The organism is Pantoea sp. AN62 (genome assembly GCF_050432985.1).
Taxonomy (GTDB): domain Bacteria; phylum Pseudomonadota; class Gammaproteobacteria; order Enterobacterales; family Enterobacteriaceae; genus Pantoea; species Pantoea brenneri.
In genome coordinates, this window is the sequence record NZ_JBNPYB010000003.1 from 241,038 (window position 1) to 260,964 (window position 19,927).

Consider the following 19,927-nt stretch of genomic DNA (forward strand, 5'->3'; position numbering starts at 1 on the left):
CCGCATTCCCATATGACACGTTTCTTTTCAGCGGCTTACCTGGCGAGATGGTTGCACCGCGATATTTGTTAATATAATTTTGCAGCTAAGTTAACAAAATCCATTTTAAATGGTTGCCTGTTACCGGTGATCCTCATTAAGTTTAAGGGATGGAAAAAAATATCCTTTTCAATCAGCGCATTCGCTTGCGCCATTTACATACCTTTGTTGCGGTCGCGCAGCAAGGCACGCTGGGCCGGGCGGCCGAAACGCTTAGCCTGAGCCAGCCTGCCCTGTCAAAAACCCTTAATGAACTGGAAGAGCTGACCGGCGTCAGGCTGTTTGAGCGTGGCCGGCTCGGCGCGCAACTCACCACAATGGGTGAACAGTTCCTGACGCATGCGGTGCGGGTACTTGACGCGCTCAACCACGCCGGACAAAGCTTTAATGAGCAGCCTGCCGATCAGCCGGCCATTATCCGGCTGGGCGCGCTGACCACCGCCGCAATGGGCATGTTGCCGCAGATCCTGGACCGGTTTCATCAGCTGCAACCCAATACCACCATTCAGGTGGCGACCTTACATAATAATGTGCTGCTGGCAGGGTTACGGGCCGGTGAGTTCGATATTGGCGTTGGCCGGATGGCCGACAGTGAAATGATGACCGGGCTGACCTATGAACTGCTGTTTCTTGAATCGCTCAAGCTGGTGGTGCGTCCGGAACACCCGCTCTTAAGTGACAACGTCACCCTGTCGCGTGCCATGCAGTGGCCGGTGGTGATCTCGCCTGAAGGCACCGCACCGCGCCGTATAGCGCAGCAGATGCTCGACGAACAGGGTTGTTCGCTGCCGCCCCACTGTATTGAGACCTCTTCGACCTCGCTGGCGCGGCAACTGGCGTTGCGTTACGACTACATCTGGTTTGTGCCTTCCGGCGCAATTAAAGAAGACCTTAGCCACAATGCGGTCTGCGCTCTGCCGATTAACTCATCCGGTCCGGGCGAGCCGGTAGGGATTATTACCCGCACCGGCAGTCAGCTCAGCCTGAGCGCCGAAGTGCTGATGTCAACCATGCGCAAATTCCACAGCTAGCGGCTGCGTTTAGCATGCCGCTCACGGTTATCCAGCCGCGCTTTATCGGTTTTACGCAGGCCAACATACAGCGCCCCCGCGCCGCCATGTTGCGCCTGGGCAGCGCAGAAGGTCTGTACATCGTCAAACTGGGTCAGCCAGCGCGCCAGATAGCTGCGCACAATATTGGCATGCGACTCATCGTCGCGGCCTTTGCCGTGAATGATCAGCAGATTGCGCAATCCCTGCTTGTGCGCCTGCACCATAAAATTGAACAGCGCCTGGCGGCAGGTTTCCACCGGCTGCCGCAGCAGATTCAGGCTTGCATCCAGCCGGTACTCCCCTTTGCGCAGTTTATCCAGCACGCCCTGCTGTATGCCATCAGCCTTGTATTCCAGCGGCGTGTTCAGCGGCACGATATCCAGATAGCCACGGGTCAGGAAATTCTCCTGTTCAGGATCGCGCGGTGGATGGCGCGGCGCTTTGGTTGAAGGCGATTTGAGCCATAAGGTGCTGGTAGTGTCTTTTAACGGAGTGACATCTCCCATGGCGTCTCGAAAAAGATCGTTATCATCAAGGTTCATGGTTTTCTCACACCTGATTAAAATTGATGGAGGGCAAAACAGGCTTAGGGTGAAAGCGTAGCAAAAGCTAACGGCACTGCGCTAACCCTGTTTTTGGTGATTTTTTGTATCAGACAATTCAGGTTTTAGATCAAAAAGCGGCAACTTTTCGTGACAGTAGCCATTTTGGCATTCTGAGAAGCCCGTCACAGCTATGTTTGGTGCCCGGTCTGACGTCCATACTTTTTGTGCGCCTAAAACTGCTCGGATGAGTTCCCTTCAGCACAAAAAATGTTAAAATTGACACCAGTCAATTATCGTCGAGCAAACCATTATGATCCCTGAAAAACGCAGCATTCGTCGTATTCAGTCGGGCGGTTGTGCCATTCACTGCCAGGATTGCAGCATCAGTCAGCTCTGCATCCCGTTTACGCTAAATGAACATGAGCTGGACCAGCTCGACAATATCATTGAGCGTAAAAAACCTATTCAGAAAGGGCAAACCCTTTTCAAAGCGGGTGACGAGCTTAAGTCACTTTATGCCATCCGTTCCGGTACCATTAAAAGCTATACCATCACCGAACAGGGCGATGAGCAGATTACCGGTTTCCATCTGGCCGGCGACCTGGTCGGCTTTGATGCGATCATGGGTGCCAGCCATCCAAGCTTTGCTCAGGCGCTGGAAACCGCAATGGTCTGTGAAATTCCGTTCGAAACGCTGGACGATCTGTCAGGCAAAATGCCGGCCCTGCGTCAGCAGATGATGCGTCTGATGAGTGGTGAGATCAAAGGCGATCAGGACATGATTTTACTGCTGTCGAAGAAAAATGCCGAAGAGCGTCTGGCCGCCTTTATCTGGAATCTGTCACGCCGCTTTGGTCAGCGTGGATTCTCTCAGCGCGAATTCCGTCTCACCATGACCCGTGGCGATATCGGTAATTATCTCGGCTTAACGGTCGAAACTATCAGCCGTCTGCTGGGCCGGTTCCAGAAATCGGGCATGCTGGCGGTGAAGGGTAAATATATTACTATTGAGAACCACGCCTTACTGGAAGAGTTAGCGGGTCAGAGCCATCAGGCTGCCTGATCGCCGGCCGGATTAATAATTGTTATTTTATTGATCCGGCAGCAACTTTTTCACTTCTTCCGCTGTGCAACATAGGCTATCTTTAATCCAGTCGCTTTGGTTTAAGGAGAGTTCCTCATGTCCCAGTACCAAAATATTCTGGTCGCGATCGATGCCCAGCAAGACGACCAGCCTGCGCTGCGGCGTGCGGTCTATCTCAATCAATTCATCGGCGGCAAAATCAAAGCTTTTCTGCCTATCTATGATTTCTCCTATGAGATGACCACCCTGCTGTCGCCTGATGAACGCGCCTCAATGCGTCAGGGCGTAATCAGCCAGCGCACCGAGTGGATTCGCGAACAGGCACACGCTTACCTGGATGCCGGTGTCGAGATCGAAATCAAGGTCATCTGGCACAACCGTCCCTATGAAGCCATCATTCAGGAAGTGTTAGCCCACCAGCATGATTTAGTGCTGAAAATGGCGCACCAGCACGATCGGCTGGAGTCGGTGATTTTTACCCCGACAGACTGGCATCTGCTGCGTAAATGCCCGTGCCCGGTGTGGATGGTGAAAGATCAGCCGTGGCCGGAAGGCGGTAAAGCGATTGTGGCGGTGAACCTCGCCAGTGAAGAGCCGCATCATGATGGCCTGAATCAGAAGCTGATCCGTGAAACGGTTAAGCTGGCCGAAACCGTGAATCATACTGAAGTCCATCTGGTTGGCGCCTACCCTATCACCCCAATCAATATTGCTATCGAGCTGCCCGATTTTGATCCGAGCGTCTACAACGACGCCATTCGCGGCCAGCATCTGGTGGCGATGAAAGCACTGCGACAGAAATTTTCCATTGGTGAAGAGTTCACCCATGTTGCTAAGGGTTTGCCTGAAGAGGTGATTCCTGACCTGGCGGTGCACCTCGGCGCGGGTGTGGTAGTGCTGGGAACGATCGGACGTACCGGTTTGTCGGCCGCGTTTCTCGGCAATACGGCAGAACAGGTGATTGATCATCTGCGTTGCGATCTGCTGGCAATTAAACCTGATGATTTTAAATCGCCGATCGATCTGGATGATGAAGAGGATGAGGAGGAGTAATCCTGCTCAGTAATAAGGGCGGCTAATCAGCCGCCCTTTTTTTTATAGCGCTTTCAGAATCGCTTCCACGCTGGCTTTGGCATCGCCAAACAGCATCTGGGTATTCTCCTTAAAGAACAGCGGGTTCTGCACTCCGGCATAGCCGGTATTCATTGAGCGTTTAAACACGATGACGTTGTGCGCTTTCCACACTTCCAGTACCGGCATTCCGGCAATCGGACTGCGCGGATCTTCCTGCGCCGCCGGGTTGACGGTATCGTTAGCGCCAATCACCAGCACCGTATCGGTTTCGCTGAAGTCATCGTTGATTTCATCCATCTCCAGCACCACGTCATACGGCACTTTAGCTTCGGCCAGTAGTACGTTCATGTGGCCGGGCAAGCGACCAGCCACCGGATGAATGCCAAAACGTACTTTGATACCGAGTGCACGCAGCCTGGCGGTGATTTCCGCCACCGGGTATTGTGCCTGGGCCACCGCCATACCGTAGCCAGGGGTGATAATGACCGAAGAAGAGGCTTTCAGCATCTCTGCGGTCTCTTCCGCGCTGATTTCACGGTGTTCACCCGCGGCGGCGCTGTCATCACCGCTGCTGGTCTCACTGCCAAAACCGCCGGCAATCACGCTGATAAACGAACGGTTCATCGCCTTACACATAATGTAAGAGAGGATCGCACCGGAGGAGCCGACCAGCGCACCGGTGACAATCAGCAGGTCATTGCTCAGCATAAAGCCGGCTGCAGCAGCTGCCCAGCCGGAGTAAGAGTTGAGCATTGACACCACCACCGGCATATCTGCCCCGCCGATGGACGCCACCAGATGCCAGCCAAACGCCAGCGCAATCAAGGTCATCAACAGCAGTGCAAATACCTGCGCCGCGCTACTGCTGGTGTTAACGAACCACAGCAGCAGCAGGAACGAGACCACCAGCGCCAGCAGATTGAGCTTATGACGATGCGGCAACGCCAGCGGCCGCGAGGAGATCTTGCCGCACAGCTTGCCAAACGCCACCAGCGAACCGGTAAAGGTCACCGCGCCAATAAAGATACCGATAAACACTTCGCTCAGATGGATATTCTCCATCACCGCCGGCAGGCCAGGCGCATGATCGATATAGCTGTTGATGCCCACCAGCACCGCCGCCAGGCCGACAAAGCTGTGCAGAATTGCCACCAGCTCCGGCATTTCGGTCATTTCGACCTTCTTCGCCAGACGCACGCCAATTGCCCCGCCGATCACCATCGCCACCAGGATCCACACCACGTTGCCGCTGTCGGGCCCAAAAATGGTGGCCACCAGTGCGATCGCCATGCCGCTGATACCAAAAATATTGCCCTGCTTAGAGGTCTCATGTCGCGAGAGACCGGCGAGGCTACAAATAAACAGAATGGCAGCGACGATATAGGCTGCAGTTACTAATCCGCCAGACATGAATTACCCCTTACGAAACATTTTCAGCATGCGCTGGGTGACGGTAAAGCCACCAAAGATATTGATGCTGGCAATCAGCACGGCAATAAAGGAGATAAACGTCACCCAGCCACCGTGCCCCATCTGCAACACCGCGCCGATGACGATAATGCCGGAGATGGCATTGGTGACCGACATCAGCGGCGTATGCAGCGCATGGCTGACGTTCCACACCACGTAGTAGCCCACCACGCAGGAGAGCGCGAAGACGGTAAAGTGTGACAGGAAATCACTCGGCGCGACGTTGGCCAGGCAGGCAAACAGCACTATCGCCAGCGCGATCAGCAGATATTTACGCCAGGCAGCAACCGGTTTTTTCTCGACCGTCGATACCGCTTTTGCCGCAGCCGGTGCGGCCTGCGGAGCAGCGGAGACCTGAATCGGCGGTGCTGGCCAGGTCACTTCGCCTTCACGGATCACCGTAACGCCGCGCACCACCACATCGTCGAAATCAAGGGTGATTTCGCCGTTTTTCTCTTTGCATAACAGCTTCATCAGGTTGACCAGGTTGGTACCGTAGAGCTGCGATGACTGGGTCGGTAAGCGGCTGGGCAAATCGGTATAACCGATAATCTTCACGCCATTCGGGGTAACGGTAACCTGATCGGCGACCGTCAGAGCGCAGTTGCCGCCGTTTTGCGCCGCCAGATCGACGATGACGCTGCCCGGCTTCATGCTGGCAACCATCTCTTCGGTAATCAGCGTCGGAGCCGGTTTGCCGGGGATCAGCGCGGTGGTGACGATTATGTCCACTTCCTGCGCCTGGCTGGCGAACAGCGCCATTTCGGCTTTGATGAAGGCTTCAGACATCACTTTGGCGTAGCCATCGCCGCTGCCCGCTTCCTCTTCAAAATCGAGTTCGAGGAATTCGGCGCCCATACTCTGCACCTGCTCTTTCACTTCCGGCCGGGTATCAAATGCCCGGACAATCGCGCCGAGGCTGCCCGCCGCGCCGATCGCTGCCAGCCCGGCTACGCCGGCACCAATAACCATCACTTTGGCCGGTGGCACTTTACCGGCTGCGGTAATCTGACCGGTAAAGAAACGGCCAAACTGGTGGGCCGCTTCCACAATCGCGCGATAACCGGCAATGTTAGCCATCGAACTCAGGGCATCCAGCGACTGCGCCCGCGAGATACGCGGCACGGAATCCATCGCCATCACCGTCACCTGACGCGCCGCCAGTTTCTCCAGCAGCGCAGGATTCTGTGCCGGCCAGATGAAACTCACCAGGGTGCTGCCCGCCCGGGTCAGCGCAATCTCATCATCGAGCGGTGCATTCACTTTCAGCACGATATCGGACTGCCAGACCTGCTGGGTGTCACTGAGAGTGGCGCCTGCCGCAAGGTAGCTGTCGTCATCGAAACTGGCGCTGAGGCCCGCGTCATGTTCCAGCGTGACGCTAAACCCCAGCTTGATCAGTTGCCCAACGGTCTGCGGCGTGGCGGCCACACGTGACTCGCCCGGCAATCGTTCTTTGGGTATTCCAATTAACATAGTGTTTCCTTTCATCGGTTAAAGGATGATGGCAAGAAGTCTGCACGACAACAGCGCAACTGAAACAGTGTTTCAGCTGCTTATGAACGAAATGCACTTATTTCAAAGTGTTTATAACCTACTGAAAATGTGACGGGCGATCCAGTTCGGCCTGGCGGAGTAGAGACATTCACCCAATTATTCAGTGTTAAAGATAAAAACCCGTGTTATCGCACTACTAAAACCAGTCATCAGCAGATAATCTGCTATGCCTAATCGTGTCAGGGCGCAGATCCGGTTAATAAAAACCTTTATTTAACAATGCATTAACTGTTATAGCACTAAGGCTTACCGGCTTTAACGGTAACCCGCACCAAAAAGGGGCTATAAACGCGATTCATGACAATCAGATGAAGAATGTCCGGTTGAATAACGCGAGTTGACGCAAAAAATCGCTGCGACAGTCTGTTTATAACATGCAATAATCAGCGGCTAATCTGTTATACATCAAGAGTCCAGCACGTTTTCGTACTCATTTTTGCGTAAGGCGAAGGATTATTTTTATGAAGCTGAAGAACACTATTCTGGCGTCCACCTTGTTATCCCTGCTGGCAGCTAACGCATTCGCTGCGCAGGAGTTGACGCCAGAAAAAGCGGCCGCGTTGAAGCCATTCGAACGTATTAATATCACCGGCCGTTTCAACGCAATTGGCGATGCCGCCGATGCGGTGTCTAAGCGTGCTGATGAAATGGGCGCCGCTTCTTACTACATCCAGGGCATTAACGACACCAACGGCAACAGCGGCAACTGGCGCGTCACCGCGGACCTTTATAAAGCCGATGCGCCTGAAGCGGCCTCTTCCACCAGCTACCGTCGCTTCAACGGCATCAACGAGTTACCTAAAGCTGAAGCCTATAAACTCGAACCTTTCGATACGGTATCAGTGAGCGGCTTCTTCGCCAGCCAGCCAGACGTTAACGATGCGATCTCTAAAGCGGCAAAAGAGAAAGGCGCAGCCTCCTTCTTTATTGTTCGCCAGATTGATGCCAACAACGGCGGCAATCAGTACGTGACGGCTTACGTCTATAAGGCTGACGCAAAAGAGCGTAAGGTGCAGACGCCAAACGCCATTCCGGCTGATTCAGAAGCGGGTAAAGCGGCCCTCGCCGCAGGCGGTGCAGCCGCAGCCAACGTTGAAATTCCGGGCGTGGCCTCTTCTGAGACCCCAAGTAAAAGCGTAGGCCGTTTCTATGAAACGCAAAGCTCAACCGGCAAACGTTATACGGTCAATCTGCCAAACGGCAAATCAGTGCAGGAAGTTAACGCGATAACTGCCGCACAGATGCAGCCGTTCGACACCGTGACCTTCACCGGACACTTCGGTACTCCGACCGAAATCTCTGAAGAAGTGGCTAAGCGTGCCGCGGATAAAGGGGCTAAGTACTACCACGTGACCCGTCAGTGGCAGAACCAGAGCGGCGGTAACCTGACCGTAACCGCAGACATCTTTAAGTAATCTTCTCAGGGCGGCGCCCGCCGCCCTGCTGTTTGCATAATTCCTGTGCTGTTTTGCATATTCACGCATTGCCATCCCCCGCCGCACTCCGTAAAATCTGGCGCCTGTTTCACCGGACATTCTCACCGTTATTTGCCTGATGGCTACCATATACCTGTGATGAAATCCGGTTTACCCAGCCATATATGCTAGCGGGAAGGTTGTTTTGGAGAAAAAATTAGGTCTCGGTGCCCTGACAGCGCTGGTGTTGAGCTCAATGCTCGGCGCAGGTGTCTTCAGCTTGCCGCAAAATATGGCCGCCGTGGCCGGACCGGCCGCATTGCTGATTGGCTGGCTGATTACCGGCGTAGGGATTATCTTTCTGTCGCTGGCAATGCTACTGCTGACCCGTCTCAAACCCGATCTGGACGGCGGCATCTTTACCTACGCGCGCGCTGGCTTCGGCGAGCTGATGGGCTTCTGTTCCGCGTGGGGCTACTGGCTGTGCGCGGTGATCGCTAATGTCTCCTATCTGGTGATCGTCTTCTCCGCACTCAGTTTTTTCACTGACAGCCCGGGCCACGTCGTTTTTGGCGACGGCAACACCTGGCAGGCGATGCTTGGCGCATCGGTACTGCTGTGGCTGGTGCACTGGCTGGTGCTGCGAGGCGTGCAAACCGCCGCCAGCATTAACCTGATGGCGACGCTGGGCAAACTGGTGCCGCTTTTGCTGTTTGTGGTGCTGGCAGTGCTGGCGTTTAATTACGATCGGTTCCGCTTCGATTTCTCCGGCGTCACGCTGGGACAGCCGCTGTGGGAGCAGATTAAGCAGACCATGCTGATCACCCTGTGGGTGTTTATCGGGGTCGAAGGCGCAGTGGTGGTGTCAGCGCGCGCCCGGCAGAAAAAGGATGTCGGTCGCGCCACGCTGCTGGCGGTGCTGGCGGCGCTGCTGGTCTATCTGCTGGTGACGCTGCTGTCGCTGGGTGTGGTACCGCGTGCTGAACTGGCAGAGATGCGCAATCCGTCAATGGCCGGCTTAATGACCCGTCTGATGGGTCACTGGGGCGATGCGGTGATCGCCGTTGGCCTGATCATTTCGGTCTGTGGGGCCTATCTCAGCTGGACCATTATGGCGGCTGAAGTGCCGCTGATCGCCGCGCAGCTGGGTGCCTTCCCGCGCAGTATTGCCCGGCAGAACGTGCACAACGCGCCAGCCGCCTCACTGTGGCTGACCAACGGCAGCATTCAGCTCTGTCTGATCCTGATTGCGCTTACCGGAGCCAACTACAACAACCTGCTGACTATCGCCTCAGAGATGATTCTGGTGCCCTATCTGCTGGTCGGCCTCTATCTGATCAAAGTGGTTCGCGGACAGCGCAAACCGCTGGCGATGGCGGTAGGCATTGGTGCCAGCCTGTACGGTATCTGGCTGCTTTACGCGTCAGGTCCGTTACACCTGATGACCTCGGTGGTGCTGTACGCGCCGGGGCTGCTGCTGTTTATGTTTGCCCGACGCGGCGGCCGCGCGGATATAGCGCTGACCTCACTGGAGCGGATTGCGATGGGAATGCTGATTGCGGCGACGCTGCCTGCGGTATGGCAGCTGACGACTTAATGTGACTGCAGCGGGATGGAGACGCACAGCAGGTCATCCTGCTGTGTCAGATTCAGCGGCTTGCGGTATTCCTGATGAATGGCGTCCAGCTGCTCCGGCGAAAGCGGATAAGGCAGCTGGATATCAAAGCGACTGATCTGCTGCTGTTCAGCAAGCGTAATCAGACGGGCGATGTTAATTTCGTCGCTGACCTGGGTAGAAATGATTTGTAATGCTAATTCTTTAAGCGGGTCGCCACTGGCCTGTAAGCTGTGCGCAGATTTGCGTGTCACCATGCCAAAAATCGGCATCACACCATAAATTGCATCGACGAAGCTCCAGCGTTTTTTACAGGAAGCGGAAAGAAAAGCACTGTAATTGAAGCAGATGCGGTCACTGTATATGGCTGATGCCAGCTCTTTATCAGACACACTCACGCTCCTCATAGTAATCATTACGGTTCCGAACCTGGCGCAAAAAGGCCGCGGTTATGATGGCACATTTTGCCGGTTATATACCAGTGAGATAAGGATATTTCGTGCGATAGCGTAGAGCTCAGGACCAGGAAAAGATATGCTTTCGTTCATCCTTATTCTGCGCAGTGAACTATGAACAAAATCGTTTATGTGGAAGACGAACCGGAAGTGGGCGAGCTGATTGCCGCCTATCTGGGACGTCACGATATTGAAGTGATTGTCGAGACGCGCGGTGACCGTGCCGAAGCGGTAATTGCTGAACAACAGCCGGACCTGGTAATGCTGGATATCATGTTGCCGGGCAAAGATGGCATGACGATTTGCCGTGACCTGCGGGCCAACTGGCAGGGTCCGATTGTGTTGCTGACCTCACTCGACAGCGACATGAACCATATTCTGGCGCTGGAGATGGGCGCGCAGGATTACATCCTGAAAACCACGCCGCCGGCGGTGCTGCTGGCGCGTCTGCGCCTGCATCTGCGCCAGTCGCAGCAGGGACAGCCGGAAGATGCTGCGCCCGCAGCGGCGGCCAACCGGATGCTGCGTTTCGGCTCGCTGACCATCGATGCGCTCAACCGTCAGGTCACGCTGTTTGACGAGCAGATCGCCCTCTCCACCGCCGATTTCGATCTGCTGTGGGTGCTGGCCAGCCACGCCGGACAGATCCTTAACCGCGATGCGCTGCTCAAAACGCTGCGCGGCGTCAGCTATGACGGCCTCGACCGCAGCATTGACGTGGCGATTTCCCGCCTGCGCAAAAAACTGCACGACAGCGCCACCGAGCCGTTCCGTATCAAAACGATTCGTAACAAAGGCTATCTGTTTGCGCCACAGGCCTGGGACACCCGCGAGTTATGAGAAAGCTTTTTATACAGTTCTACCTGCTGCTGTTTGTCTGCTTTCTGGTGATGACGCTGCTGGTCGGGCTGGTCTACAAGTTCACCGCTGAACGGGCCGGTCGCCAGTCGATGAACGACCTGATGGCCAGTTCGCTCTATCTGATTCGCAGTGAACTGCGCGAGATCCCGCCGCGCGACTGGAATAAAACCATCAAGAGCCTCGATCTCGGGCTGTCGTTTGATCTGCACATCGAGCCAATGAGCAAGTATCAGCTCGATGACGGCAATATGCGCCGGTTACGCGCCGGTGAAATCGTGGCGCTCGACGATCAATACACCTTTTTGCAGCATATTCCGCGCAGTCATTATGTGCTGTCGGTCGGACCGATCCCCTACCTGTTCTACCTGCATCAGATGCGGCTGCTGGATATTGCGCTGCTGGTATTTATTGGCATGTCGCTGGCGCTGCCGGTGTTTATCTGGATGCGCCCGCACTGGAAAGAGATGCAGCGGCTGGAAAAAGCGGCGCAGCGCTTTGGCCGTGGCGAACTCGACGTGCGTACCCACTTTGACAGCACCTCCAGCCTGTTCCGGCTCGGCATCGCCTTTAACCAGATGGCAGAGAATATCAACACGCTGGTTGCCAGTAAGAAGCAGTTAATTGATGGCATCGCCCATGAGTTACGTACGCCGCTGGTTCGCCTGCGTTACCGGCTGGAGATGAGCGATAACCTGACCGATGGCGAACGGGTGGCGCTCAACCGCGATATTGGCCAACTGGAGAGCCTGATTGAAGAGCTGCTGACCTATGCCCGGCTCGATCGGCCGCGCGTTGACCTTAATCTGCGCTCGCTCGACCTGGCGAACTGGCTGCGTGAGCGGCTCGACGACTTTCGCGCCATCAACCCGCAGGTTCAGCTCGATCTTGACCTGCCGCAGCGGGAAAACACCGGCGTTTCGGATACCCGGCTGATGGAGCGGGTGCTGGATAATCTGGTGAATAACGCGCTGCGCTACGCGAATCAGCGGCTGCGTATCAGCCTGTGGTTTGATGGCCCAATCGGCTGCCTGCAGGTTGAAGATGACGGTCCGGGTATTCCGGCGGAAGAGCGGCAGCGGGTATTTGAACCGTTTGTCCGGCTCGATCCCAGCCGCGATCGGGCAACCGGCGGATGCGGACTGGGGCTGGCCATTGTCCACTCTATTGCCCAGGCGCTCAGCGGTCAGGTGACGATTGAGTCCAGCCCGCTCGGCGGGGCCAGCGTTCGCTTTTGCTGGCCGGTTGATCTACCCTTGCGGGAAATTCCGCTACGTTAACTATTACAAGGAGTCTTGCGTGACCTCAGCGTATCAACAACTTAGCGCGACTTTCCAGCGCTTGTCGCGTTTTAATCACGTCACCGCCATCGCCAGCTGCGATATGCAAACCACCATGCCGCCAGGCGGCAGCCGCGCACGCGGTGAGGCGCTGGCTGAGATGAGCGTATTGCAGCACCAGATTCTGACCGCATCGCAGATCGGCGAACTGCTGCAACAGGCAGAACAGCAGGACCTGAACGATGTCGAGCGCGCCAACCTCAATGAAATGAAGCGCGCTTATCAACAGGCCAGCCTGCTGCCTGACGCCTTCGTTGAGGCAAAATCGCTGGCCGGTTCGGTGTGTGAACATGCCTGGCGCAGCCAGCGTCCGGCCAATGACTGGCAGGGCTTTGCCACCAATCTGAAAGAGGTAGTACGCCTGAGTCGTGAAGAAGCGCAACTGCGCGCTGAGGCAACCGGCAGCTCCCGCTACGATGCGTTGCTGGACCTGTATGAGCCAGGCATGACCCGCGCCCGACTGGATAAAACCTTTGGCGACCTGAAAAGCTGGCTGCCACAGCTGTTGCAGCAGGTGGTCGAAAAGCAGGCGCAGCAGCCGGTTGCGCTGCCGCAGGGACCCTTTGCCCTGCCCGCACAGCGCCAGCTTGGCCTCAGCATTATGGAAACGCTGGGTTTCGATTTTAACCACGGCCGGCTGGATGTCAGTGCGCATCCGTTCTGCGGCGGCGTGCCGGAAGATGTGCGGATCACCACGCGCTACAATGAGCAGGAGTTTCTCAGCGCCATGATGGGTGTGATCCACGAAACCGGCCATGCGCGCTATGAGCAAAATCTGCCGCAACAGTGGCGGGGACAGCCGGTGGCGCTGGCCCGTTCAACGGCGATTCACGAGTCGCAGAGCCTGTTTATGGAGATGCAGCTGGGACGCAGCCGCGAATTCCTGCAGCGTATTCTGCCGCAAATCATCGCCCGCTTTGGCGACCAGCCCGCGCTGCAGGCGGATAACTTTGTCCGGCTGGCGCAGCAGGTTAAACCGGGACTGATTCGGGTCGATGCAGATGAACTGAGCTACCCGGCGCATGTAATCCTGCGTTATGAGATTGAACAGGCGCTGATCGAAGGCGAGATTGAGGTAGACGATATTCCGGCGCTGTGGGATGAGAAGATGCAGCAGTCGCTGGGTCTCGATACGCGTGGCAACTACCGTGACGGCTGTATGCAGGATATTCACTGGACCGACGGTGCCTTCGGCTACTTCCCGACCTACACCCTCGGTGCCATGTACGCGGCTCAGCTGTTCCAGGCGGTGAAGAAGGCGATTCCGCAGCTCAGCGATCTGATCCAGCATGGCGAACTGCAACCGGTGTTTGACTGGCTGCAACAGAATATCTGGCAGCATGGCAGCCGTTTCTCTACCGACCAGTTGCTGATCAATGCCACCGGCGAATCGCTGAATCCAGCCTTTTTCCGTCAGCATCTTGAACAACGCTATCTGAATAACTAAACTGCGCGGCGGTCATCTGACCGCCCTTTTCCCGCGTTGTACAATCGGTTACACGCCGATACCAAACACCCACGGACACCCTGCAGCGATTTCCCTATAGTCTCTTCACCGGCCCCGCAGTGGGCTACACATGAAAAAAATGTCCGAGGAATTTGCAATGAAAAAATTATTTGCACTGGTTGTCGCCGCTGCTATGGGTATGTCTTCTGTTGCCTTCGCTGCTGATACCACAGCTGCTCCTGCCGCTGCGCCGGCTGCGACTTCAACTACCGCAACAGCACCAGCGAAAACTGCACACAAAACTGAACACAAGAAACACAAAAAAGCAGTGAAGAAAGACGCAGCACAGAAAGCGCAGGCGGCTAAGAAAGTTCACCACAAGAAAGCAGTAAAACCGGCTGCGCAGAAAGCGCAGGCTGCTAAGAAAGTGCACCACAAGAAAGCAACCAAGCCAGCGGCACAGAAAGCCCAGGCTGCTAAGAAAGTGCACCACAAGAAAGCAACCAAGCCAGCGGCACAGAAAGCCCAGGCAGCTAAAAAAGTTCACCACAAAAAAGCAACCAAGCCAGCGGCACAGAAAGCCCAGGCAGCTAAAAAAGTTCATCACAAAAAAGCAGTAAAACCCGCGCAGAAAGCGCAGGCCGCTAAAAAAGTTCACCACAAAAAAGTCGTTAAACCAGCGGCTAAGAACTAAGGTCGCCGTAGCGCGCCCGACCACGCGTTAATGATTAAAAACACCCGGTTATGCCGGGTGTTTCTTTACTGGAGTGGATGAAATGGTGCGTCGCTATCGCTTCGAAATTATTCTGCTGATTATGATCCTGTGTGGCATTGTGGCAGCCAGTTTTTTTATTTAACAGTTGTAGCGTACTGATTAACCAATAAAACTCCCTTTTTTAGCGCTCACAGACTATAGTTATCGCAGTTGCTTGATAACAATAACGTCACTTTTTCTCGCCATTGAGAGTTCTATGCGCCTGGCTATCTTGTTAATGGTTGGACTTTTCAGTTTTACCTCCTTTGCTCATGCCGATGATGATGACGACACGCCAACGCCTGACGAAATCAAAATGCTGTTTTTCGGCAAAGATCATCGCAAAGCCATCACCGATATTACCGCGGCCCCCTGGGATGCTATTGGACAGCTGGAAACCGAAAGCGGTAACCTCTGCACCGCCACGCTGATCTCACCGCATCTGGCCCTGACGGCCGGACACTGTTTACTCGCGCCACCGGGCAATTTCGATAAGCCGGTTGCGCTGCGCTTTATGGCGAGCGATAAAGGCTGGCGATATGAAATCCACGACATTGATGCCCGCGTCGAACCGTCGCTGGCCTCAAAGCTGAAAGCGGACGGTGAAGGCTGGATCGTGCCGAGCAACGCCGCGCCGTTTGACTACGGCATCGTGATTTTGCGCAATCCCCCTTCCGCCATTACGCCGATTCCACTGTTTGATGGCTCACGCAGTGAGTTAACTGCGGCGCTGAAGCAGACCGGTCGCAAAGTGACCCAGGCGGGTTATCCGGCCGATCATCTCGATACGCTTTATTCTCACAGTGACTGTTTGATTACCGGCTGGGCGCAACGCGCCGTGCTGTCACATCAGTGTGATACGCTGCCCGGCGACAGTGGTTCACCGCTGCTGCTGAACAGTGATAAAGGCTGGCAGTTGATTGCGGTGCAAAGCTCAGCGCCCGCCGCGAAAGATCGTTATCTGGCCGACAACCGTGCGATTGCCGTTACCTCGTTCAGAGACGAGCTGGAAGCGTTAGCGCAGTAATCGGCTATGTGCCGCAAAGAGAAGCCGGGGCGCGTCATCACTGACGCGCCCCGGTTTTTTATCAGCCTGCAATCTGCTCCATGGTCTGCAGAATGCGCTTATCAGAGATGGGATAAGGCGTGCCGAGCTGCTGGGCAAAGTAGCTAATCCGCAGCTCTTCAATCATCCAGCGGATCGCCTGTACTTCTTCATCATCCTGACGCTGCGGCGGCAATTTATTGCGCCACGCCTGATACGCCTGCTCCACCGCCTGCACTTTCAGCATCCGCGCCCGATCGCTGTGCGGATCGGCTGGCAGTTTTTCCAGCCGCCGTTCGATGCCATGCAGATAGCGCAGACTGTCGCCGAGCCGCTGCCAGCCGTTGCCGGTGACAAAACCGCGATAGACCAGGCCACTGAGCTGCGCTTTGATATCGGATAACGCCAGCGCCATCGTCATGTCGACCCGTCCTTTCAGGCGCTTATTGATGTTGAACACTGCCGTCAGGATCTGCTCGACCTGCTTAGCAATGGTCACCACGGTCTCGTTCAGTTCAGCGCGCACCTTGTCCCGCAGCGCCTCAAACCCGGCCTGATCCCAGGCCGGTCCGCCCGCTTCGGCAATCAGCTTATCAATACCACAGGCGATACAGTCATCGATCAACTCCAGCACTTTGCCATACGGGTTGAAGTAGAGCCCGAGTTTGGCTTTGTTCGGCAGTTTTTCGTGCAGGTACTTCACCGGCGACGGCACGTTGAGCAGCAGCAGGCGACGCTGTCCGCGCCACATCATCTTCTGCTGCTCCTGCTCGCTGTCAAACAGCCGGATAGCGACGCTCTCTTTCTCATCAACCAGTGCCGGCCAGGCTTTCACCTGATAGCTGCCGCGCTTCTGCTCGTAGCTGCGCGGCAGATCGCCGAAGCTCCAGATATGCAAGCCACTCTGTTCCAGCCCGTCGTCCGCCACTTTTGACAGGGTTTCCTGCACTTTGCCTTTCAGCTGCGCCTTGAGGGCGGTCAGATCTTTGCCTTCCAGCAGTTTGCGGTTGTGTTCATCCACCACCCGGAAGGTCATTTTCAGATGATCGGGCACCTGATCCCACTGCCAGTTTTCCCGCTCCAGCGTGACGCCGGTCATGCGGCGAAACTCCCGTGACAGCGCATCCAGAAGCGGCATCTCCATTGCCGTGACCCGCCCCAGAAACGCTTCGGCGTAGTTCGGTGCCGGCACCAGATTGCGCCGCAGCGGCTTAGGCAGCGACTTAATCAGCGCAATAATCAGTTCGCGCCGCACGCCCGGAATCTGCCACTCAAAGCCACTCTCTTCCACCTGGTTAAGCAGTGGCAGCGGGATATGCACCGTCACGCCGTCGGCATCAGCACCCGGTTCAAACTGGTAGCTGAGCTTCAGCTTGAGGTTGCCCTGATGCCAGAAGTTGGGATAGTCGAGCTGGCTGACCTTGTCCGCACCCTCCTTGATCAGCATCTGCTTATCAAAGTTAAGCAATTCCGGGTTGTCGCGGCTGGCCTGTTTCCACCAGCTATCAAAGTGCTTCGCCGACACCACCTCTTTACCGATACGCTGATCGTAAAAGGCGAACAGGGTTTCGTCATCGACCAGAATGTCGCGACGACGCGATTTATGCTCCAGATCTTCGACTTCGCTGCGCAGCTTCTGATTGTTGCGGAAGAAGGCGTGACGCGTCTGCCAGTCGCCCTCTACCAGCGCATGACGGATAAACAGCTCACGGCTCAGGGTCGGATCAATGCGGCCATAATTGACTTTGCGCGCCGCCACTATCGGCAGGCCATACAGCGTCACTTTCTCGGTGGCCATCACAGCACCCTGCGATTTCTCCCAGTGCGGTTCGCTGTAGCTGCGCTTGATCAGGTGCTGGGCCAGCGGCTCAATCCACTCCGGCTCGATGCGCCCGGCGGTGCGGCCCCACAGCCGGCTGGTCTCCACCAGTTCCGCCACCATGGTCCATTTCGGCGGCTTCTTAAACAGCCCGGAGCCGGGGAAGATGGCGAAGCGGGTATTACGCGCGCCGGTGAACTCCTGCTTATCGGCATCTTTCTGGCCGATATGCGACAGCAGGCCGCTTAACAGTGCGCAGTGAACTTCGCGCATGCCTGCCGGCTCGCTATTGACCGGAATGCCCAGTTCGCGCACCACCTGCCGCAGCTGGGTGTAGATATCCTGCCATTCACGCACCCGCAAATAGTTGAGGAAATCGCTTTTGCACTGGCGGCGGAACAGGTTACCCGACAGCGCCTTTTGCTGCTCAGCCAGGTAATTCCACAGGTTAACGAAGGCGAGGAAGTCGGAATCTTTATCAGCAAATCGCCGATGTTTTTCGTCAGACGCCTGCTTTTTCTCGGCGGGACGCTCGCGTGGGTCCTGAATCGATAAGCCGGCGGTGATGATCATCACTTCACGTACGCAGCCAAATTTCTGCGCTTCCAGCACCATCCGCGCCAGTCTTGGATCGACCGGCAACTGCGCCAGCTGACGGCCGGAACCGGTCAACTGGTAATGGCCGTCCTCTTCGTTCAGGGTCAGCGCGCCCAGCTCTTCCAGCAGGCGTACCCCATCCTGAATATTGCGCTTATCCGGCGCTTCAACAAACGGGAAGGCGGCGATATCGCCCAGTCCCAGCGCGGTCATCTGCAGAATAACCGACGCCAGGTTGGTGCGCAGGATTTCAGGATCGGTAAACGCCGGGCGGCTGAGAAAGTCATCTTCGGAATAGAGCCGGATACAGATCCCTTCTGACACACGACCACAGCGCCCTTTACGCTGATTGGCCGACGCCTGTGAAATCGGCTCAATCGGCAGTCGCTGCACTTTGGTGCGGAAGCTGTAGCGGCTGATGCGCGCGGTTCCGGGATCGATAACATATTTGATGCCGGGCACCGTTAGCGAGGTTTCCGCCACGTTGGTGGCCAGCACAATCCGCCGGCCGCTGTGTGACTGGAATACCCGATTCTGCTCGGCATTCGACAGCCGGGCGTAGAGAGGCAGAATCTCGGTATGCGGCAAATCACGTTTAATCAGCGCGTCTGCGGTATCACGGATCTCACGTTCACCACTCATGAATATCAGGATATCGCCGCGGCTCTCATGGCTCAGTTCATCTACCGCATCAAAGATCGCCTGCAGCTGATCGCGATCGCCGTCATCTGCCTCTTCCACTACCGGCCGGTAGCGCACTTCCACCGGATAGGTGCGGCCAGAGACTTCAATCACCGGCGCATTATTGAAATGCCGCGAAAAACGCTGCGGATCGATGGTCGCTGAGGTGATGATCACTTTCAGATCGGGCCGACGCGGCAGCAGTTCACGCAGGTAACCCAGCAGGAAGTCGATGTTCAGGCTGCGCTCATGCGCTTCATCGATGATGATGGTGTCGTACTGCATCAGCAGACGGTCCTGCTGAATTTCCGCCAGCAAAATCCCGTCGGTCATCAATTTGATCTGGGTCAGATCGCTGACCTGATCGTTGAATCGCACTTTGTAACCGACGCAGCCGCCGAGCGAGGTATCCAGCTCGTCGGCGATGCGATTCGCCACGGTGCGCGCCGCCAGGCGACGCGGCTGGGTATGGCCAATCAGCCCGGTCACGCCACGCCCCAGCGCCAGACAGATCTTCGGCAGCTGGGTGGTTTTACCGGAGCCGGTTTCGCCAGCCACAATCACCACCTGATGATCGCGTATCGCCGCGGCAATATCCTGCTGCTTCTGGCTGACCGGCAGATTTTCCGGGAAGGTGATGGCCGGGGTGGCCGCGCGACGCTGGGCCACCTTCTGCTCGGCGGCGCTAAAATCCTGCTCCAGCTCGCTGGCGATGCCCTGTTGAGCCGCCGGATTTTTAACTTTCCTGGCACCCTGTAAGCGACGCTGCAGGCGCTGGCGGTCGCGCAGCATTAACCCGTCAAGCCGTGACCAGAGTGAAGCCAGTGGGGAGGTATCGGGAGATGACATAATAATGACGTACCTTACTCAGACGCTGTCGCTGCCGATAGCAGCGCGCTGCAAGCCGGGATAACCGGCTGATTCAATAAAATAATTGCGCGCATCATAGCACATTTCGACCTGTGCCGGAGGGCGGCGCACGTTACGCTTATTCAATAAATTCGAACATTGACCTCGAAATATTGCGCTTTCACCGCGCCATTGATAACCGTAGAGTGTAAACCATTGAGCGGAAAGCCT

At 56.0% G+C, this 19,927-nt stretch carries 15 protein-coding genes; 10 read left to right on the forward strand and 5 right to left on the reverse strand.

The genetic code is table 11. The features are described 5' to 3' along the window. Nucleotides 1-149 precede the first annotated feature (149 nt). Complete coding sequence (locus FHW04_RS05570; RefSeq protein ID WP_031376765.1) at nt 150-1,070, forward strand: LysR substrate-binding domain-containing protein; 921 nt, start codon at nt 150-152, stop codon at nt 1,068-1,070. Here FHW04_RS05570 and smrA read toward each other — a convergent pair. Next, nucleotides 1,067-1,633: a DNA endonuclease SmrA gene (gene smrA / locus FHW04_RS05575; protein WP_031376766.1), complete on the reverse strand. Its 567-nt coding sequence runs from the start codon at nt 1,631-1,633 to the stop codon at nt 1,067-1,069. The two genes, FHW04_RS05570 and smrA, sit on opposite strands and share 4 nt — an antisense overlap. A gap of 313 nt (nt 1,634-1,946) precedes the next feature. Here smrA and FHW04_RS05580 point away from each other — a divergent pair, with 313 nt between their 5' ends. Beyond that, entirely contained in the window at nt 1,947-2,699 is a 753-nt protein-coding gene (locus FHW04_RS05580; protein ID WP_009090088.1) for an FNR family transcription factor, read from the forward strand. A 117-nt stretch (nt 2,700-2,816) separates the two neighbouring features. Then, on the forward strand, nt 2,817-3,773 hold the full coding sequence (gene uspE, locus FHW04_RS05585) for a universal stress protein UspE (RefSeq protein WP_031376767.1): 957 nt from the start codon (nt 2,817-2,819) through the stop codon (nt 3,771-3,773). Nucleotides 3,774-3,815: 42 nt separating this feature from the next. On the opposite strand, the gene pntB is transcribed toward uspE, so the two are convergent. After that, nucleotides 3,816-5,204, reverse strand: coding sequence for a Re/Si-specific NAD(P)(+) transhydrogenase subunit beta (gene pntB / locus FHW04_RS05590; RefSeq protein WP_069728359.1), 1,389 nt, complete (start codon nt 5,202-5,204; stop codon nt 3,816-3,818). Nucleotides 5,205-5,207: 3 nt separating this feature from the next. Then, nucleotides 5,208-6,740 (reverse strand): Re/Si-specific NAD(P)(+) transhydrogenase subunit alpha, encoded by a 1,533-nt coding sequence (gene pntA / locus FHW04_RS05595; RefSeq protein WP_069728360.1) that lies wholly within the window; start codon nt 6,738-6,740, stop codon nt 5,208-5,210. Nucleotides 6,741-7,282: 542 nt separating this feature from the next. Here pntA and ydgH point away from each other — a divergent pair. Both ydgH and FHW04_RS05605 read left to right on the forward strand, forming a co-directional pair. Further along, complete coding sequence (gene ydgH, locus FHW04_RS05600; protein ID WP_031376770.1) at nt 7,283-8,236, forward strand: DUF1471 family protein YdgH; 954 nt, start codon at nt 7,283-7,285, stop codon at nt 8,234-8,236. 205 nt (nt 8,237-8,441) lie between these two features. Further along, entirely contained in the window at nt 8,442-9,833 is a 1,392-nt protein-coding gene (locus tag FHW04_RS05605; RefSeq protein ID WP_031376771.1) for a basic amino acid/polyamine antiporter, read from the forward strand. On the opposite strand, the gene FHW04_RS05610 is transcribed toward FHW04_RS05605, so the two are convergent. Further along, nucleotides 9,830-10,243 (reverse strand): hypothetical protein, encoded by a 414-nt coding sequence (locus tag FHW04_RS05610; RefSeq protein WP_031376772.1) that lies wholly within the window; start codon nt 10,241-10,243, stop codon nt 9,830-9,832. The genes FHW04_RS05605 and FHW04_RS05610 overlap by 4 nt on opposite strands. Nucleotides 10,244-10,420: 177 nt before the next feature. On the opposite strand from FHW04_RS05610, the gene rstA reads away from it, so the two are divergent. The 5 genes from rstA to FHW04_RS05635 all read left to right on the forward strand — a co-directional run bounded on the left by rstA (nt 10,421) and on the right by FHW04_RS05635 (nt 15,732). Continuing rightward, nucleotides 10,421-11,146, forward strand: a complete 726-nt coding sequence (rstA, locus tag FHW04_RS05615) for a two-component system response regulator RstA (protein WP_089561498.1) — start codon at nt 10,421-10,423, stop codon at nt 11,144-11,146. Further along, nucleotides 11,143-12,444: a two-component system sensor histidine kinase RstB gene (rstB, locus tag FHW04_RS05620; RefSeq protein WP_031376774.1), complete on the forward strand. Its 1,302-nt coding sequence runs from the start codon at nt 11,143-11,145 to the stop codon at nt 12,442-12,444. The genes rstA and rstB overlap by 4 nt, the downstream gene beginning before the upstream one ends. A 19-nt stretch (nt 12,445-12,463) precedes the next feature. Next, nucleotides 12,464-13,951, forward strand: coding sequence for a carboxypeptidase M32 (locus FHW04_RS05625; protein ID WP_089561497.1), 1,488 nt, complete (start codon nt 12,464-12,466; stop codon nt 13,949-13,951). Nucleotides 13,952-14,108: 157 nt separating this feature from the next. Next, nucleotides 14,109-14,645: an acid resistance repetitive basic protein Asr gene (gene asr / locus FHW04_RS05630; RefSeq protein WP_089561496.1), complete on the forward strand. Its 537-nt coding sequence runs from the start codon at nt 14,109-14,111 to the stop codon at nt 14,643-14,645. 277 nt (nt 14,646-14,922) lie between these two features. Continuing rightward, nucleotides 14,923-15,732: a trypsin-like serine peptidase gene (locus tag FHW04_RS05635; protein WP_031376777.1), complete on the forward strand. Its 810-nt coding sequence runs from the start codon at nt 14,923-14,925 to the stop codon at nt 15,730-15,732. 61 nt (nt 15,733-15,793) lie between these two features. Here FHW04_RS05635 and hrpA read toward each other — a convergent pair whose 3' ends face one another. Further along, complete coding sequence (gene hrpA / locus FHW04_RS05640) at nt 15,794-19,696, reverse strand: ATP-dependent RNA helicase HrpA (RefSeq protein ID WP_069728364.1); 3,903 nt, start codon at nt 19,694-19,696, stop codon at nt 15,794-15,796. Nucleotides 19,697-19,927: the final 231 nt, after the last annotated feature.

What these genes read in the sequence shown, in the direction of transcription:
- rstA (WP_089561498.1), top strand. Translation starts at nt 10,421, where the DNA reads ATGAACAAAATCGTTTATGTGGAAGACGAACCGGAAGTGGGCGAGCTG.
- hrpA (WP_069728364.1), bottom strand. Translation starts at nt 19,696, where the DNA reads ATGTCATCTCCCGATACCTCCCCACTGGCTTCACTCTGGTCACGGCTT.
- smrA (WP_031376766.1), bottom strand. Translation starts at nt 1,633, where the DNA reads ATGAACCTTGATGATAACGATCTTTTTCGAGACGCCATGGGAGATGTC.
- ydgH (WP_031376770.1), top strand. Translation starts at nt 7,283, where the DNA reads ATGAAGCTGAAGAACACTATTCTGGCGTCCACCTTGTTATCCCTGCTG.
- rstB (WP_031376774.1), top strand. Translation starts at nt 11,143, where the DNA reads ATGAGAAAGCTTTTTATACAGTTCTACCTGCTGCTGTTTGTCTGCTTT.
- asr (WP_089561496.1), top strand. Translation starts at nt 14,109, where the DNA reads ATGAAAAAATTATTTGCACTGGTTGTCGCCGCTGCTATGGGTATGTCT.
- pntB (WP_069728359.1), bottom strand. Translation starts at nt 5,204, where the DNA reads ATGTCTGGCGGATTAGTAACTGCAGCCTATATCGTCGCTGCCATTCTG.
- FHW04_RS05635 (WP_031376777.1), top strand. Translation starts at nt 14,923, where the DNA reads ATGCGCCTGGCTATCTTGTTAATGGTTGGACTTTTCAGTTTTACCTCC.
- uspE (WP_031376767.1), top strand. Translation starts at nt 2,817, where the DNA reads ATGTCCCAGTACCAAAATATTCTGGTCGCGATCGATGCCCAGCAAGAC.
- FHW04_RS05580 (WP_009090088.1), top strand. Translation starts at nt 1,947, where the DNA reads ATGATCCCTGAAAAACGCAGCATTCGTCGTATTCAGTCGGGCGGTTGT.
- pntA (WP_069728360.1), bottom strand. Translation starts at nt 6,740, where the DNA reads ATGTTAATTGGAATACCCAAAGAACGATTGCCGGGCGAGTCACGTGTG.
- FHW04_RS05570 (WP_031376765.1), top strand. Translation starts at nt 150, where the DNA reads ATGGAAAAAAATATCCTTTTCAATCAGCGCATTCGCTTGCGCCATTTA.